The 15,349-nt window shown below is 67.8% G+C and carries 14 protein-coding genes; 11 read left to right on the top strand and 3 right to left on the bottom strand.

What is annotated here, in order from left to right; translation table 11 throughout:
• Positions 1–4 precede the first annotated feature (4 nt).
• From lspA to BOO69_RS16475, 4 genes are all read left to right on the top strand, one after another.
• Positions 5–502, top strand: a complete 498-nt coding sequence (gene lspA / locus BOO69_RS16490) for a signal peptidase II (protein ID WP_071973151.1) — start codon at positions 5–7, stop codon at positions 500–502.
• A gap of 51 nt (positions 503–553) precedes the next feature.
• Positions 554–1,075 (top strand): DUF3035 domain-containing protein, encoded by a 522-nt coding sequence (locus BOO69_RS16485; protein ID WP_071973150.1) that lies wholly within the window; start codon positions 554–556, stop codon positions 1,073–1,075.
• 100 nt (positions 1,076–1,175) lie between these two features.
• On the top strand, positions 1,176–2,516 hold the full coding sequence (locus BOO69_RS16480) for a M16 family metallopeptidase (protein ID WP_071973149.1): 1,341 nt from the start codon (positions 1,176–1,178) through the stop codon (positions 2,514–2,516).
• Positions 2,513–3,829, top strand: coding sequence for a M16 family metallopeptidase (locus tag BOO69_RS16475; RefSeq protein WP_071973148.1), 1,317 nt, complete (start codon positions 2,513–2,515; stop codon positions 3,827–3,829). Before BOO69_RS16480 ends, BOO69_RS16475 begins: the two co-directional genes overlap by 4 nt.
• Before the next feature lie 55 nt (positions 3,830–3,884).
• Here the strand turns inward: BOO69_RS16475 and BOO69_RS16470 are convergent, their stop codons facing one another.
• On the bottom strand, positions 3,885–6,230 hold the full coding sequence (locus BOO69_RS16470; protein ID WP_071973883.1) for an aldehyde dehydrogenase family protein: 2,346 nt from the start codon (positions 6,228–6,230) through the stop codon (positions 3,885–3,887).
• A 59-nt stretch (positions 6,231–6,289) separates the two neighbouring features.
• Positions 6,290–7,303, bottom strand: a complete 1,014-nt coding sequence (gene deoC, locus BOO69_RS16465) for a deoxyribose-phosphate aldolase (protein WP_071973147.1) — start codon at positions 7,301–7,303, stop codon at positions 6,290–6,292.
• A gap of 169 nt (positions 7,304–7,472) precedes the next feature.
• Between deoC and BOO69_RS16460 the strand changes: the two genes are divergently transcribed.
• The 7 genes from BOO69_RS16460 to BOO69_RS16430 all read left to right on the top strand — a co-directional run bounded on the left by BOO69_RS16460 (position 7,473) and on the right by BOO69_RS16430 (position 14,549).
• A complete protein-coding gene (locus BOO69_RS16460; protein WP_071973146.1) occupies positions 7,473–8,954 on the top strand; it encodes a DUF4153 domain-containing protein in 1,482 nt (493 codons plus the stop codon).
• A complete protein-coding gene (locus BOO69_RS16455) occupies positions 8,951–9,646 on the top strand; it encodes a response regulator transcription factor (RefSeq protein ID WP_071973145.1) in 696 nt (231 codons plus the stop codon). The genes BOO69_RS16460 and BOO69_RS16455 overlap by 4 nt, the downstream gene beginning before the upstream one ends.
• Positions 9,631–10,569 (top strand): sensor histidine kinase, encoded by a 939-nt coding sequence (locus BOO69_RS16450; RefSeq protein WP_071973144.1) that lies wholly within the window; start codon positions 9,631–9,633, stop codon positions 10,567–10,569. Before BOO69_RS16455 ends, BOO69_RS16450 begins: the two co-directional genes overlap by 16 nt.
• Positions 10,570–10,639: 70 nt before the next feature.
• Positions 10,640–11,620: a metal ABC transporter solute-binding protein, Zn/Mn family gene (locus BOO69_RS16445; RefSeq protein WP_071973143.1), complete on the top strand. Its 981-nt coding sequence runs from the start codon at positions 10,640–10,642 to the stop codon at positions 11,618–11,620.
• A gap of 3 nt (positions 11,621–11,623) precedes the next feature.
• On the top strand, positions 11,624–12,424 hold the full coding sequence (locus BOO69_RS16440; protein ID WP_071973142.1) for a metal ABC transporter ATP-binding protein: 801 nt from the start codon (positions 11,624–11,626) through the stop codon (positions 12,422–12,424).
• Positions 12,421–13,623 carry a metal ABC transporter permease gene (locus BOO69_RS16435; protein WP_071973141.1) on the top strand — a complete coding sequence of 401 codons (1,203 nt, stop codon included), beginning with the start codon at positions 12,421–12,423 and terminating at the stop codon, positions 13,621–13,623. Before BOO69_RS16440 ends, BOO69_RS16435 begins: the two co-directional genes overlap by 4 nt.
• Positions 13,620–14,549 (top strand): metal ABC transporter permease, encoded by a 930-nt coding sequence (locus BOO69_RS16430; protein ID WP_071973140.1) that lies wholly within the window; start codon positions 13,620–13,622, stop codon positions 14,547–14,549. The genes BOO69_RS16435 and BOO69_RS16430 overlap by 4 nt, the downstream gene beginning before the upstream one ends.
• Here the strand turns inward: BOO69_RS16430 and uraH are convergent.
• The gene (gene uraH / locus BOO69_RS16425; protein ID WP_071973139.1) at positions 14,529–14,888 is read right to left on the bottom strand and encodes a hydroxyisourate hydrolase; all 360 of its coding nucleotides are present in this window, start codon (positions 14,886–14,888) and stop codon (positions 14,529–14,531) included. The two genes, BOO69_RS16430 and uraH, sit on opposite strands and share 21 nt — an antisense overlap.
• Positions 14,889–15,349: the final 461 nt, after the last annotated feature.

The following is a 15,349-nucleotide window of genomic DNA, read 5'->3' as shown; positions in this document are numbered from 1 at the left end:
GATCATGCGCAGCTTTCTCGTCTCCGGCATTCTCGCCTTCGTGATCGACCAGCTCAGCAAGTACCTGGTCATCCACACGATGGAATTGGCACGTATCCGGTCGATCGACGTGCTGCCGCCGCTGGTCAACTTCCGCTACGGCGAGAACCGGGGCATCAATTTCGGGCTGTTCGGTGGCGGATCGGAATCCAGCCGGTGGATCCTGATCGCGCTGGCCGTGGTAATCTGCGTCGCCGTCACCGTCTGGCTGATGCGGTCCGCCCAACCCCGGCTGGCCCGGATCAGCGGCGGCCTGCTGGTGGGCGGCGCGCTGGCAAACGTGCTGGACCGGCTGCTCTACGGATACGTGTTGGACTTTCTGAACATGTCCTGTTGCGGCATCGACAATCCCTTCGTGTTCAACATCGCCGACGTGTTCATCTTCGCGGGCGCACTGGGCCTGATCTTCTTCAGCAGCGACGGGAAATCCGCCGCCCGGCAGCCGCGGAAAAAACCTAAGTGACATTGCCCGCCCCCCTGCGATATTGAGGGGCAGACCCAAAGGAGACGCACCATGCGCCGTACCGTCCTCATGATCCTGATACCGCTGGCTCTCTCGGCCTGCGCCAACCAGGGATTGCGCGACCTCCGGACCGACTCCAAGGGACCGGACGAATTCATGATCACCCCCTCCGCGCCGCTGCAGGAGCCGGCCAGCTACAACACGCTGCCGCCTCCGACACCGGGCCAGGCGAACCTGACCGATCGTTCCGCCGTGAACGAGGGCATCACCGCCTTCGGCGGCAACCCGCAGGCGAAGCAGGGCGGCATCGACGCGCGCGACGGCGCGCTGGTCAACCACGCCAGCCGTCGTGGCGTGACCCCGGGCATCCGTGCGATCCTCGCCGAGGCCGACGCGGACTTCCGCCGCCGGAAGGGGCGCTTCACCCAGATCCGGCTGGTGCCGGTGGACCGCTACGCCCAGGCCTACCGCCGGCAGGCCCTCGACCCCGCCGCCGAAGCGGAACGGTGGCGCCGTGCCGGGGCGCGGACCCCCTCCGCGCCGCCGCGCGACCGCCGCTTCAATCCGGGCTGAGCCGGGGCGACTGCCGCGCCTGTCTCATTTATCTGTGAGTTGCCTTGATTATGCGGGCGGCATGCGTACCTCTGTCCCTGTCGGACTTATAGGAGCGGCCATGAATAGACTGCACATTCTCGGCGCTGTCCTTGCGCTTGTCATGCCCGTCGCGGCGCAGGCCAAGGACAACGAGGCGGTGACGACCTTTACCCTGGACAACGGCATGGATGTCGTCGTCGTCGAAGACCATCGCGCGCCGGTCGTGCAGCAGATGGTCTGGTACAGGGCCGGCTCTGCCGACGAACCCAAGGGATCTTCGGGGGTGGCGCACTTTCTCGAACACCTGCTGTTCAAGGCCACAGACAAGATGGAAGCCGGAGAGTTCTCGGCGACGGTCGCGGCCAACGGCGGACGCGACAACGCCTTCACCAGCTACGATTACACCGCTTACTACCAGCGCGTGGCGGCCGACCGGCTGGAACTGATGATGGAGATGGAAAGCGATCGGATGCGCAACATCCGCCTGACCCCGGAAAACATCAGCACCGAACGCGACGTGATCATCGAGGAACGCAAGCAGCGGACCGAAAACAGCCCCGGCGCGCTGATGAGCGAACAGATGAACGCGGCGCAGTACCTCAACCACCGCTACGGCAGCCCCGTGATCGGCTGGATGCACGAGATGGAAGCGCTGGACCTCGAGGATGCGCTGTCTTTCTACCAGACCTATTATTCGCCGAACAACGCCATCCTGGTCGTCTCCGGTGACGTGCAGCCCGACGAGGTCCGCCGCCTGGCCGAGAAATACTACGGCGTGATCCCCGCGAACCCCGACCTGCCGGAACGGGTGCGCACGCAGGAGCCGCCCCAGACCGCCGAGCGGCGGCTGATTTTCCGCGACGAACGCGTCGCCCAGCCCTATGTCAGCCGGTCCTACCTTGCGCCCGAACGCGATCCCGGCGACCAGAAGGAGGCCGCCGCCCTGACCCTGCTGGCCGAGATCCTCGGCGGGGGCACCACGTCCTTCCTTGCCGAGAAACTGCAGTTCGACCAGCAGCTCGTCACCTATTCCGGTGCCTTCTACCGGGGGGTCTCGCTTGACGACACGACCTTCGACCTTGCCGTGGTGCCCGCCGCGGGGGTCAGTCTGCAACAGGCCGAAGACGCGATGGACGCGGCATTGGCCGATTTCATGCAGACGGGCGTGGATGCCGAACAGCTGGACCGGATCAAGCTCCAGATCCGCGCCAGCCAGATCTATGCCCGCGACGACGCCGATTCCGTCGCGAACCGGTACGGTCAGGCGCTGGCCACCGGGCTGAGCGTCGAGGACGTGCAGAACTGGCCGGACGTGCTGGAAGCCGTGACCGCGGACGACATCATGGCCGCAGCGCGGGACGTCTTTGACAGGAAACGGTCGGTCACCGGCTGGCTGATGAAACCGGAGGTCACACAATGAGACTGTTCTACGGCCTGATCGTCGCGATCATCCTCGCCCTGCCCGCGCGGGCAGAGGTCAACATACAGTCCGTCGAAAGCCCCGGCGGCCTGACCGCGTGGCTGGTCGAGGACCATTCGATTCCCTTCGTGGCGCTCGAGCTGCGCTTTCGGGGGGGCGCGTCGCTGGACCGGCCCGGCAAGCGGGGTGCGGTGAACCTGATGACCGCCCTGCTCGAAGAGGGCGCGGGTGACATGGATGCGCGCGAATTCTCCAAGGCGTCCGAGGCGCTGGCGACCTCTTTCGGCTTCGACGCGTCGCGTGACGACGTGTCGGTCTCCGCGCGCTTTCTGACGGAAAACCGGGACGCCTCCGTCGCGCTCCTGCGGGCGGCGCTTCAGGAACCGACGTTCGACCAGTCTTCGATCGACCGGGTGCGCGGGCAGGTCCTGTCCATCATCCAGTCGGATGCCAAGGATCCTGACGACATCGCCGGCGACACCTTCGACCAGATCGCCTTTGGCGACCATCCCTACGCAACTTCGCTGAACGGAACGCTGGAGAGCGTGGCGGGCCTGACCCGCGACGATCTGGTCACGGCCAAGAACGATGTGCTGGCGCGCGACCGCGTCTATATCGGGGCGGTGGGCGACATAACCCCCGAGGAACTGGGCAAGCTGGTCGACGATCTGCTCGGCGACCTGCCGGAGACCGGGGCCCCGATGCCCCCGCGTGCTGACGTGACGATCCCCGGCGGCGTGACCGTCGTGGATTTCCCCACGCCACAGTCCGTCGCCGTCTTCGGTCAGAAGGGTATCGCGCAGGATGACCCGGATTTCTTCGCGGCGTTGCTGCTCAATCACGTTCTGGGCGGAGGGTCTTTCGAAAGCCGCCTGATGGACGAGGTGCGCGAGAAACGCGGCCTGACCTACGGTGTGTATTCCTACCTCGTGTCCCGCGACCTCGCCGAGGTCTACATGGGGTCTGTCAGTTCCTCGAACGACCGCATCGCCGACGCCATCGAGGTGATCCGCGATGAATGGGCCAAGGCGGCGGCGGACGGCGTCACGCAGGAAGAGCTCGACGCGGCCAAGACATATATCACCGGCGCCTATCCGCTTCGGTTCGACGGCAACGCGCCGATCGCGAACATCCTTGTCGGCATGCAATTGCTGGGCCTGCCGATCGATTATGTCGCGACCCGCAACGACAAGGTGGAGGCGGTGACGCTGGACGATGTGAAGCGTGTCGCGGGAGAGTTGCTGGACCCCGACGGCCTGCACTTCGTGGTGGTAGGACAGCCCGAAGGTCTGGACTCCGCCACCAGCAACTGACCGGCTGCGAAGGACCGGGAAGGAGGTGATGAATCCTCCGGCCCGCGCCGCGGCGTCACTCCCCGTACGGCACCCAGATGTTCTTCACCTCGGTCGCGGCCCTGAGGAAGGCGTGGCCCTCGCCTTCCGGCCCCATCCAGTCGCGGGCCTGGCCGTTGTTGACCCAGGTCCGCTTGAGGTTCGATGCCGATCCCTTCTCCACGGTCGCGCTGAACTCGGCCGCGCCGAAGGACCAGACCGCGTCGATGTCGAGGTGCCGGGCCAGCGTGTCGGCAAGGTCGGCATGGGGTCCGGTCAGGATGTTCACCACCCCGGCGGGCACATCCGACGTTTCCAGCACCTGCACGAAATCGGTGGCCGCCAGCGGGTAGGGTTCGGACGCCGCGAGGATCACGCGGTTCCCCATCGCGATGGCCGGCGCCATGACCGACACGAGGCCGAGCAGCGGCGCCTCGGCAGGGCAAAGCGCGCCGATGACGCCCACGGGCTCCTTCATCGCCAGCGCCACGCCCCGGATCGGAACGCCATGCACCTGCCCGTCGTACTTGTCGGCCCATGCGGCGTAGGTAAAGAGCCGCCGAATGCTGGCCTCCACCTCCTTGGCGCCCGACTTGCCGCCTTGCAGGGTATCCAGGCGATGCGCGAACTCCTCCGCCCGCGCCGCGAGGTTCTCGGCCAGGTAATAGATGATCTGTGCCCGCAGGTGGCCGGTGCTTCTGCTCCAGCCCTTCGCCGCCTGCGCCGCCTCCACCGCGTTGCGCACGTCCTTGCGGTTGGCGAGGCTCGCATGCCCCAGCAGCGCACCGGACTTGCCCCAGACGGGCGCCGAATAGCCGCCGTCGGGCCGCGTCTGCTTGCCGCCGATGTACAGCTTCGCGGTTCGGTCGATGGGATCCTGCGGTGCGCCTTCGCCGGTGAAGGGCTCGATCGCCTTCAGCGGTTTCGGTGTTGTCCGGGGCCGGGTGTAGGCGGCCAGCCCTTCCCACCCGCCCTCGCGCCCGAAACCGCTTTCGCGCACGCCGCCGAAACCGGCGGCGGCATCCATCAGGTTGGTCCCGTTGATCCAGACGATGCCCGCCGCGAGTTGCGGCGCGATGTCCAGCGCGAGGTTGATGTTCTCGGACCAGACGGTCGCCGCCAGCCCGTAGCGCGTGTTGTTGGCAAGGCTGACCGCCTCCGACGGTGTGCGGAAGGTGGTGGAGACGAGCACCGGGCCGAAGATCTCCTCCTGCATCAGCGTGTCCGCCGGGTTCAGCCCGGTGATCAGCGTCGGTGGGTAGAAACAGCCCCCCTCGGGCATGTCGGTCTCCGCCACGTAGCGTTCGCCCGCGCTGTTGGCCTCGACCATCTCGCTGACCATCCGCAGCTGCACCGGGTCCACCAGCGTACCCACGTCCACGCTCTTGTCCAGCGGGTCGCCGACCCGCAGCTTGCCCATGCGCGCGCGCAGCTTGGCGTAGAAGCCGTCGGCCACCGGTTCATGCACCAGCAGCCGCGACCCCGCGCAGCAGACCTGCCCCTGGTTGAACCAGATCGCATCCACCAGCCCCTCGACCGCGCTGTCGAGGTCGGCGTCGTCGAAGACGATGTAGGGCGACTTGCCCCCGAGCTCGAGCGTCAGCGCCTTGCCGCTGCCGGCCGTCGCCTCGCGGATGCGGCGCCCCACGGCGGTGGAACCGGTAAAGGCGATCTTGTCGATGTCGTCGTGGCCGACGATCATCTCGCCCACCGCGCCGTCGCCGGTGACGATGTTCACGACACCCTTCGGCAGCCCCGCCTGCCGGCATATGTCGGCGAACAGTAGCGCCGTCAGCGAGGTATATTCCGCCGGTTTCAGCACCACGGTGTTGCCCATCGCCAGTGCGGGCGCGACCTTCCAGGCCAGCATCAGCAGCGGGAAGTTCCACGGAATGATCTGCCCGCAGACCCCCAGCGCCTGCGCGTCGGGCAGCTCGGCCTCCATCAGTTGCGCCATGCCGGCGTGGTAGTAGAAGTGGCGTTGCGCCAGCGGCACGTCGATGTCGCGCGCCTCCCGGATCGGCTTGCCGTTGTCGAGGACTTCCAGCACCGCGAACAGCCGGGCGTGCTTTTGCAACAGCCGCGCCAGCGCGTAGAGATGACGCGCCCGGCCATGGCCCCCCAGCTTTTCCCACTTGGGCTGCGCGCGGCGCGCAGCCTTCACGGCGGCGTCCACGTCGGCTTGCGTCGCTTGCGTCAGCGTCGCCAGCACCTCGCCGGTCGCCGGGTTGGTGCTGTCAAAGCCTTCGCCGGGTTTCGTGAACTCCCCGTCTATGAAATGGCCGAAGCGGCTGCCCTGGTCGACCAGCCACGCCAGCGCATCCGCGGCGCTTTCGGGGGCGGGGCCGTAGTCCATGGTGTCGAAGATCTCGGAGACGGTCATCTGCGCGCTTTCCCGTTGGTTATTCGTAAACGATTTCATCACCTTGTCCGCGGACAGGCCTAGCTGGTCCCATGGCGGTAGCCCGCCGAATAATGCCCGGTGACGTGATGCTCCAGCTGCCGCTCGATGTCGTTCAGCAGCGATGACGCGCCGAAGCGGAAGAGGTCGGGCTTGAGCCAGCGGTCGCCCAGCTCCTCCTTCATCAGCGCGAGGTAGGTGATCGCGTCCTTGGCCTTGGAAATTCCGCCCGCTGGCTTGTAGCCGACGCGGATACCGGTGCGGTCGTGGTAATCGCGGATCGCCCGGATCATCACAAGGCTGACGGGCAGGGTGGCGTTGACGCTTTCCTTGCCGGTCGAGGTCTTGATGAAATCCGCGCCCGCCATCATGCACACGAGGCTGGCGCGCGCGACATTCCGCAGCGATCCCAGTTCGCCCGTGGCAAGGATCGCCTTGACGTGCGCCTCGCCGCAGGCTTCGCGCATCGCGCGCATCTCGTCGTACAATGCCTGCCAGTCGCCCGACAGCACGTGACGGCGCGAGATCACGATGTCGATCTCACTGGCCCCGGCGGCGACGCTCATCTCGATCTCCTTGAGGCGCAGTTCAAACGGCGAAAGCCCCGCCGGAAACCCGGTGGAGACAGCGGCGACGGGAATCCCCGTACCGTCGAGCGCGGCCACCGCCGGCGCGATCATCTCGTGGTAGACGCAGACGGCGCCCGTGGTAATCGGCCCCATGCCCAGCGCGTCCAGCAGCGCGGGGGAAACCGGCTGCCGCGCCTTGGCGCACAGCCGTCCCACACGCCGCGCGGTATCGTCCCCCGACAGCGTGGTCAGGTCGATGCAGGTGACCGCGCGCAGCAGCCATGCCGCCTGATGCGCCTTCTTGACCGACCGGCGGGCGGGCAGGGCCGCCGCGCGCCGCTCGATCGCCGAGGTGTTCGCCCGCGCACCCAGTACCCAGTTCAGGTCCAGCGGCATGCCCGGATTACGGGGCAGGGCGACCTGCGGCAGGTGGGTCCGCTCGGTCCGGGCGAGGTCTGTCTGGGCCTGGGCTGGCGACTGTGCCATCGGGTCTCTCCGCTTCGAGGTCAGGAGACGAAGGTGCCATGCCCGCGGCCCCTTTGGCAAGCGGCGCTGCCGCCACGTCCCCTGCGCGAAAACTGCACGAACGGCTCCGGTAGTCTGCACGGCGGGCTGGCAGAACGGGCGTTGCAAGAAATGAAACGAGGGCCAGAAGATGAAGACATTCCTGATCCGGGGCGTGCCCCTGTCGATGCAGCAGGACGGCTGGTGGCTGAACGCGCCACCGCCGCCGTCGGCGCGGGGCAGAACCCCTGCGTCGAGGCTCCCCGGCTGGCGCGCGGGGCTTCTGGTGGCGCTGATCGCGCTCGGCGACGCGATGGTGTGGCAGGTGACGCCTGGACTGTCGCTGGCGGTGTTCGGGGTCGCGATGGTCCTTGTGGCGATGGTCGCGGCGGGCCGCGTGGAGCCCGGGCGCCTCCGGGTCGCGGCAGCGGGCAGCCTGCTGTCCTTTCTGCCGCTGGTCGAACTGGTTCAACCGCTGTCGTTCGCCATCGCCGTGGCGGGCGGGTCCGCGGTGCTGGCGGTGATCGCGGGGCTGATACCGGCGCAGGTGCCGCGCGCCGTGCTTCGGCTTTGGCCGCTGGGCCTGCAGCAATCGATACGCGATGCGACCGACGCCGTCGGCACCGCCGACGGGGCACGGATGGCGGGATGGGCACGGCAGGCGATTCGGCATTGGCTGGTGCCGATCCTGCTGGGACTGGTGTTCATCGCCCTCCTGCTCATGGCCAACCCGGTGGCCGACCGCTGGTTGGCCGACATCGCCGCCGTCGATCCCGCACTCCCGCAGGCAGAGCGGCTGGGCTTCTGGCTGTGCCTCGTGCCGTTGGTCTGGACCGCCCTGCGCCTGACCGCGCTGCGCGAAAGGCTGGCGGCCGCCCCCGGCGCGCGGCCCGCCACCCCCCGGCGCGAGGGGCTCATCAACCCCGCCTCCACCGCGCGGGCGCTGGTCCTGTTCAATGCCGTATTCGCGGTGCAGACCGTGCTGGACCTTGTCTATCTCTACGGCGGGGTCGGACTGCCCGACGGGATCACCTATGCCGAATATGCGCACCGGGGCGCCTATCCGCTCGTGGTGACCGGCCTTCTGGCAGGCGGGTTCGCCTTGCTGACACGGCGCTGGGCCACGCATGACAGGCTGCTTCGGGCGCTACTGCTGGTCTGGGTCGCGCAGAACGTGGCGCTTGTCGTGTCGTCGCTGGTGCGGCTGGACCTCTACGTCGGTGTCTACGGCTTGACCCACCTGCGTCTTGCCGCCGGGATCTGGATGGCGCTCACGGCCGCGGGGCTCATGCTGATCTTCTGGCAGGTCTGCGGGTCCCGGGACAACCAGTGGCTGATGGTCCGCGGCGGCGGCATGGCGCTCGCCGTGGTCTACGCCTGCGCCTTCGTCAGCTTCGACGCCGTCATCGCGCGCTTCAACCTCTCGCACCCGGTGACGCAGGACCACTCCTATCTCTGCGGCCTGGGCCCTTCCGCCCGGCCGGTGATCGCGGCGGCGGAAGTCGCGCGGGGGCATCGGCTGTGCCCCGGCGGCCACCGTATTGCCGCGCCGCGCGACTGGCGCGAATGGGGCTTTCGTACCGCACGCGCCCGCAATAGCCTTGCGGTCATCCAGTCGAAGGCCCGCCGATGACCGCCCCGCATATCCTGATCGTAGACGACGACCCGCAGATCCGTACCGTGCTCCGCATGGCGCTGGACAAGGCCGGGATGAAAAGCGACGAGGCCGGCGACGGGGCCGAAGGCCTGAGCAAGGCGCAGTCGGGGCGTTATGACCTGATCGTGCTCGATATCGGTCTGCCGCAAATGGATGGCCTCGCCCTGTGCCGGGCGCTGCGACGCACGGACCAGACGCCGGTGCTGTTCCTGACCGCGCGGGACGACGAGATCGACCGGGTGCTCGGCTTCGAACTGGGCGGCGACGACTACGTGAGCAAGCCCTTCTCTCCGCGTGAACTCACGGCGCGGATCGGCGCGATCCTGCGGCGCAGCGCCGGTGGGCGGACGGCGGAGGAACCCGGGCTGTCGCGGGGTGTGCTGGTTCTGGATACCGGGCGTCACGGGTGTGCCGTGGACGGGCAGGCCGTGGCCCTCACGGCACGCGAGATGAAGATCCTGTCTCATCTCATGACCCGACCCGACCAGGTGATGCCGCGGCCCACGCTGACCGATGCGGTCTACGGCGCGCACGTTCACGTCTCCGATCGCACGCTCGACAGCCACCTGCGCAACCTGCGCGCCAAGCTGGCCGAGGCAGGCTGCGCCGATGCCATCGAAACGGTTCACGGCGTCGGGATCAGGATGGGTCCATGCCGGGGGAGGTGACACGCAAGTGGCGGCCGCCGCTGGCGCTGATCGTGACCGGTGCCATGGCGGGCATCGTCGCGGTGCCCGTGCTGGGGCTGACCTATTTCCGGGTCGCCGGCAACGTGCTCGGCTGGGCGGAAACGGCATGGCTGATCCTCTGGCTGGCGGTGGTCTCGGCCGCGATCCTCGGGTTTCTGCTGTGGCGACTGGTGCTGCGCCCGGTGACCGCGCTGACGGCACACGCCCGTGACATGAAGGCCGGGCGCGCCGGCCCGCCACCCGCCCATTTCGGCACCCCGGAATTCTCCGAACTCGGGCAGAGCGTGATCGACATGGGGGCGACCCTGCAGAACCGGGCGGCCACGATGAGGGCCTATGCCGACCACGTCACCCACGAGATGAAATCGCCGCTCACCGCCATCGCCGGGGCGGCGGAGCTGCTGGAGGACGCGACCGACGATGAGCGCCGTGCCTTGGCCGCGACCATCGCGGACTCCGCGGCGCGGATGGATCAGCTGCTGAGCGACCTGCGCCGCCACGCGGCGGCGGGTCTCGCACGCGAGGGCGGAGAGGTGCTGCTGTCCGTCGCCGCCGCACAGATCACCGGGTTGTCGGTCGCGCTGGGCCGCGACGGCAAGGTGCCGATGCCGGAGGACGACCTCGTCGCGGTACTTCGGCAGCTGTCGCAGAACGCGGCGGGCCACGGTGCGGACCGCATCACGCTCGATTGGGCGGGAGGCAGGCTCAGGGTGTCCGACAACGGGCGCGGCGTCGCCGAGGGCGACCGGGCGCGCCTTTTCGATCCGTTCTTCACGACCACGCGCGCGCAGGGCGGCACCGGCATGGGGCTGGCCATCGTGCGGGCGCTGATCGGGGCGCACGGGGGGACCATCGCGCACCTTCCCGCCCCGGGTGGCGCGGTGTTCGAGATATCATTTTGACGCTCGATCAATATTGCGAATAATTCGCAATTGCATTGACGGAACGCGAAAGCACGCTCATATATGCGGCATGAGCATTGATCCCCGGACCCTGAACCTTACCCGCCGCGCCACCCTTCTGGGCGGCCTGTCGCTGCTGGCGACGGCGAGCGCGCTGCGCGCGGCGCCCGTGCTGAACGTGGTGGCGACCACTGGCATGATCGCCGACGGCGCGCGCCGGGTCGGCGGGGACGCGGTGGAAGTCCGGGCCCTGATGGGACCGGGCGTCGACCCGCACGGCTACCGCCAGACCCGCAGCGACATCGTGGCGATGACGCGGGCCGACCTGACCCTGTGGCACGGTCTCTTCCTCGAGGCGCAGATGGAACGGTTCTTCGAGGAGCTGGGCGGCAAGCGCAGTGTCGTGGCGGTCGCCGAGGCGCTGGACAAGGGCAGGCTGCTGGAACATCCCGACTACGCGGGCCGCTACGATCCGCACGTCTGGATGACGCCCGAAATCTGGTCCGACGTGGTGACCGAGATCGCTGTCGCCCTCACGGACGTGCGCCCCGACATGGCCGAAACCTTTGCCGCCAACGCGCAGGACTACCGGCGCGAGCTTGCCACGCTGTCGGGCTATGCCCGCGACGCGCTGGCCCGCGTGCCCGAAGAGGCCCGCGTGCTGGTCACGGCGCATGACGCATTCAGCTATTTCGGCCGGGAATACGGGTTCGAGGTGATCGGCATCCAAGGGATTTCCACGAATTCCGAGGCGGGGCTGAACCGGATCTCCGAACTGGTGGACCTGCTGGTGGAGCGCCGGATCGGCGCTGTCTTCGTCGAGACATCGGTCTCGGATCGCAACATGCGCGCGCTCATCGAAGGCGCCGCCGCGCGGGGGCACGAGGTGGTGATCGGCGGATCGCTCTACTCGGATGCGATGGGGCAGGAGGGTACCTACGAGGGAACCTACATCGGGATGATCGACCACAACGTCACCACCATCGCCCGGGCGCTGGGCGCGGATCTGTCCGCCGGCGGCATGGCGGGCAAGCTGTCCGGGGCAAGCTGATCCATGTCCCTCAGGCTCGCCACCGAACGACCGCCGGAAACCGATGCGAATCACCGCGACTCCAGCCCGCTCGCGGTGCGTGGTATGACGGTATCCTACGGCCAGAAACCCGCGATCTTCTCCGTCGACATGACGGTCGAACCGGGGCGGATGACGGCCATCATTGGCCCCAACGGCGCGGGCAAGTCCACCCTGCTGAAGGCGGCGCTGGGCATCCTGACGCCGCTGGCGGGCGCCGCGACCGTCTACGGCAAGCCGGTGGAAAAACAGCGCCATCGCATCGCCTACGTGCCGCAACGGGCCAGCGTGGACTGGGATTTCCCGACGCGCGTGATCGACGTCGTGCTGATGGGGCTCTATCCGCAACTGGGTCTGCTGGGGCGCATTCGCCCCACCCACCGTGCGCGGGCCGGGGACTGCCTTGCGCGGGTCGGGATGGAGGATTTCGCGGACCGGCAGATCGGCCAGTTGTCCGGCGGGCAGCAGCAGCGTGTCTTCCTCGCGCGGGCGCTGGCGCAGGATGCGGATCTCTACCTGCTGGACGAACCTTTCGCCGGGGTCGATGCGGCGACGGAAAAGGCGATCATCGGCGTGCTCAAGTCGCTGCGGGACGCGGGCAAGACGGTGGTGGCGGTTCACCATGACCTGTCAACGGTCACGGACTATTTCGACAACGTCTTTCTCATCAACACCCGGCGGATCGCGGAAGGGCCGGTGGCGACCACCTTTGTCACCGCGAACCTGCAGAACGCTTACGGCGGACGGCTGGCCGGCGCGCAGATGGAGGCGCTGGCCCTGTCATGATCGCGGAAGCGCTGCTGCTGCAACTGGGCTACAACGCCACTCTCGTGACACTGGGGGCGACGTTGCTGGGGATGGCGGCGGGCGTCGGGGGCACCTTTCTGTTCCTGCGCAAGCGCGCACTGGTCAGCGATGCCATAAGCCACGCGACCCTGCCGGGTGTGGCGCTGGCCTTCATGGTGATGGTGACGCTGGGCGGCGACGGCCGCAATCTGGTGGGGCTCTTGTCGGGCGCGGCGCTGTCTGCGGTGGCAGGTCTGCTGCTGGTGTCCTGGCTCTCCGGCCGGACCCGACTTGCCGAGGATGCCGCGATCGGGTCGGTGCTGTCCGTCTTCTTCGGTTTCGGTATCGTGCTGCTGACGGTGATACAGACCATGTCCTCGGGCCGGCAGGCCGGACTGGAAGGTTTCCTGCTCGGCTCCACCGCGGGGATGTTGCGCAGCGATGCGCTGATCATCGCCGTTTCCGCCGCGCTGACCCTCGCGCTGGTGGTCCTGATGCGCCGGCCGCTGACGCTGGCCTCGTTCGATCCGGAGTACGCGACGTCGATCGGCCAGAACGTGCCCCGCACGGACCTTGCGATGATGGGGCTGGTCCTCGCGGTGACGGTGGTGGGGCTCAAGCTGGTCGGCCTGATCCTGATCGTGGCATTGCTCATCATACCGCCGGTCACCGCGCGGTTCTGGACCGAACGGACCGACCGGGTCGTCGTGATCTCGGGGGCGGTGGGCGGCGTGTCGGCCTATGTCGGCGCGGCACTGTCCGCCGCCATCCCCGATCTGCCGACCGGACCGATCATCGTTCTGGTCGGGTTTGCCCTTTTCGCACTTTCGCTGCTGGCGGCGCCGGGGCGCGGGGTCGTGTCCGCGCTTGTCCGGCACCGCGCGCACCAGCGCCGGGTGCACCTGCGTCAGGGTCTGCTGGCATTGGCGCATGGCCAGCCGATCTACGAAAGGATGACGCTGCGGCTCTTGCAGGCGCGGGGGCTCGCGTTGCCCGACGGGGTGCCGACCGACCGGGGACGCGCCCGCGCCGCGCGCGCCCTGCGTGACGAAAGCCGCTGGCAGGTGATCCGTAGCGACCCCGCGTTCGAGGCCGCCGCGGCGCAGGACGACGGGCTGACGGACATCGAAACGGTGCTGACCGCCGATCAGCTTGCCGAGGTGGACGCGCGCCTTCCCAAGGTGGGGATGCCGGCATGAGCGGTGAGGAATTCGTTCCGTTGAGCCTTGTGCCGTTGCTGACGGGTATCTGCGTGGCCGTGGCCTGCGCCCTGCCGGGCAATTTCCTCGTGCTGCGGCGACAAGCGTTGATCGGCGATGCGATCAGCCACGTCGTCTTGCCGGGAATCGTCGTCGCCTTTCTGATCGGCGGCTCGGTCGGCACCCTGCCGATGCTTCTGGGGGCCGCGGGGGCGGCGGTGCTGGCCGTGGGTGCGATCGAGGCGGTACGCCGCCTTGGCGGGATCGAAACCGGCGCGGCCATGGGGGTCGTCTTTACCACGATGTTCGCGGCAGGCGTGCTCCTGCTGGAGCAATCCGACACGTCCTCCGTGCATCTGGACGTGGAGCACGCGCTTTACGGCAACCTCGAAAGCCTGATCTGGCTGGACGCGACGGGCTGGGGCTCGTTGCTCGACCCGCAGGCGCTGGGTGCCCTCCCGGTGGAACTGCCGCGCATGGCGGCGACGCTGGTTCTCGTGGCGGCTTTCATCGCGCTGTTCTGGCGGCCTCTCAAGATCAGCACGTTCGACGAGGGGTTCGCGCGCACCATCGGGTTGCGCACCGGGGCACTGGGACTGGCCCTCGTCATCATATCCGCGATTGCCGCGGTGGCCGCGTTTGACGCGGTCGGCAGCATCATCGTGATCGCGATGTTCATCTGTCCGTCCGCCGCCGCCCGGCTGATGACCAACCGGCTGGAGCATCAGATCGCCTGGTCCGTCGGCTTTGCCACCCTATCGGCGATCCTGGGCTACGTGCTGGCGGGCTACGGCCCGCTGTGGATCGGCCTGCAGGACAGCGTGTCGGCCGCGGGGATGATCGCGACGGTATCCGGCCTGATCCTCGCGCTGGCGGCGCTGGGCGGACCGCACCGGCGGCGCGGCTCAGCTGCCCCGGTAGGTTGAATACCCGTAGGGCGACAACAGCAGCGGCACGTGGTAGTGCGCCGTGGCGTCGGAGATGCCGAAACGGATCGGCACCTCATCGAGGAACCGCGGGCTTTCGGCCGGGCTGCCGACCCGGTCCAAGTAGGCACCGACCGCAAAGACCAGTTCGTAGGTGCCGGGCGCGAACCCCTCCCGCGGGAGGATCGGCGTGTCCGTGCGCCCATCGGCATTGGTCTGCATATCCGCCAGCCTGATCCGCGCGTCGCCCTCGATCCGGTAGAGCGTCACCGCCAGCGCGCGGGCGGGCTGGCCCATCGCGGTATCCAGAACATGGGTCGTCAGGTATCCGTCGGCCATCAAGGTCTCCTGCGCAGGGTCGGGAACGCATCACAGGATAAGGCCGCACCCCTCGGCGTCAATGCCGGGTCGGTGCGGGCACGCCGCGAATCCGGCCATGAACGCGGGTGATTCGCATTTTCCGGTCGAAGTGATTCGTTTTCCTTTGACCTGCGAATCATCCTTTGCCTATATATGGGTCCAACCCCGCAATCTGCACGCCATACGTGCATGATCGGGGTTCCGATATGTCGTCTGGGGGGACGCCACGTTGATTTTTGTCAGCTCCATGTATTCAGCAATGTCTCGCGAAACGCGTCATGCCCCGGCAGTCACTCAGGTTGGCCCGCGCCTAATAATCCCAGTCTAATCCATAAACACAGGCCGCAGCAGTCAATCTGGCATCGGGCTGCATCCCCTGCGGATGCAGCCCGACCGCTGTTTGCGGCAGAAGGAAAATTGCGCCTCCCCCGCGATTTGTG

Source organism: Sulfitobacter alexandrii (assembly GCF_001886735.1).
In the GTDB taxonomy this organism is placed as follows: Bacteria; Pseudomonadota; Alphaproteobacteria; order Rhodobacterales; family Rhodobacteraceae; genus Sulfitobacter; species Sulfitobacter alexandrii.
Note: the sequence above shows the minus strand (reverse complement) of the source record. Positions and strands in the feature narration are given on the sequence as shown.

Coding starts and splice junctions, on each gene's coding strand:
- lspA (WP_071973151.1), top strand. CDS start 5: ATGCGCAGCTTTCTCGTCTCCGGCATTCTCGCCTTCGTGATCGACCAG.
- BOO69_RS16485 (WP_071973150.1), top strand. CDS start 554: ATGCGCCGTACCGTCCTCATGATCCTGATACCGCTGGCTCTCTCGGCC.
- BOO69_RS16480 (WP_071973149.1), top strand. CDS start 1,176: ATGAATAGACTGCACATTCTCGGCGCTGTCCTTGCGCTTGTCATGCCC.
- BOO69_RS16475 (WP_071973148.1), top strand. CDS start 2,513: ATGAGACTGTTCTACGGCCTGATCGTCGCGATCATCCTCGCCCTGCCC.
- BOO69_RS16470 (WP_071973883.1), bottom strand. CDS start 6,230: ATGACCGTCTCCGAGATCTTCGACACCATGGACTACGGCCCCGCCCCC.
- deoC (WP_071973147.1), bottom strand. CDS start 7,303: ATGGCACAGTCGCCAGCCCAGGCCCAGACAGACCTCGCCCGGACCGAG.
- BOO69_RS16460 (WP_071973146.1), top strand. CDS start 7,473: ATGAAGACATTCCTGATCCGGGGCGTGCCCCTGTCGATGCAGCAGGAC.
- BOO69_RS16455 (WP_071973145.1), top strand. CDS start 8,951: ATGACCGCCCCGCATATCCTGATCGTAGACGACGACCCGCAGATCCGT.
- BOO69_RS16450 (WP_071973144.1), top strand. CDS start 9,631: ATGCCGGGGGAGGTGACACGCAAGTGGCGGCCGCCGCTGGCGCTGATC.
- BOO69_RS16445 (WP_071973143.1), top strand. CDS start 10,640: ATGAGCATTGATCCCCGGACCCTGAACCTTACCCGCCGCGCCACCCTT.
- BOO69_RS16440 (WP_071973142.1), top strand. CDS start 11,624: ATGTCCCTCAGGCTCGCCACCGAACGACCGCCGGAAACCGATGCGAAT.
- BOO69_RS16435 (WP_071973141.1), top strand. CDS start 12,421: ATGATCGCGGAAGCGCTGCTGCTGCAACTGGGCTACAACGCCACTCTC.
- BOO69_RS16430 (WP_071973140.1), top strand. CDS start 13,620: ATGAGCGGTGAGGAATTCGTTCCGTTGAGCCTTGTGCCGTTGCTGACG.
- uraH (WP_071973139.1), bottom strand. CDS start 14,888: ATGGCCGACGGATACCTGACGACCCATGTTCTGGATACCGCGATGGGC.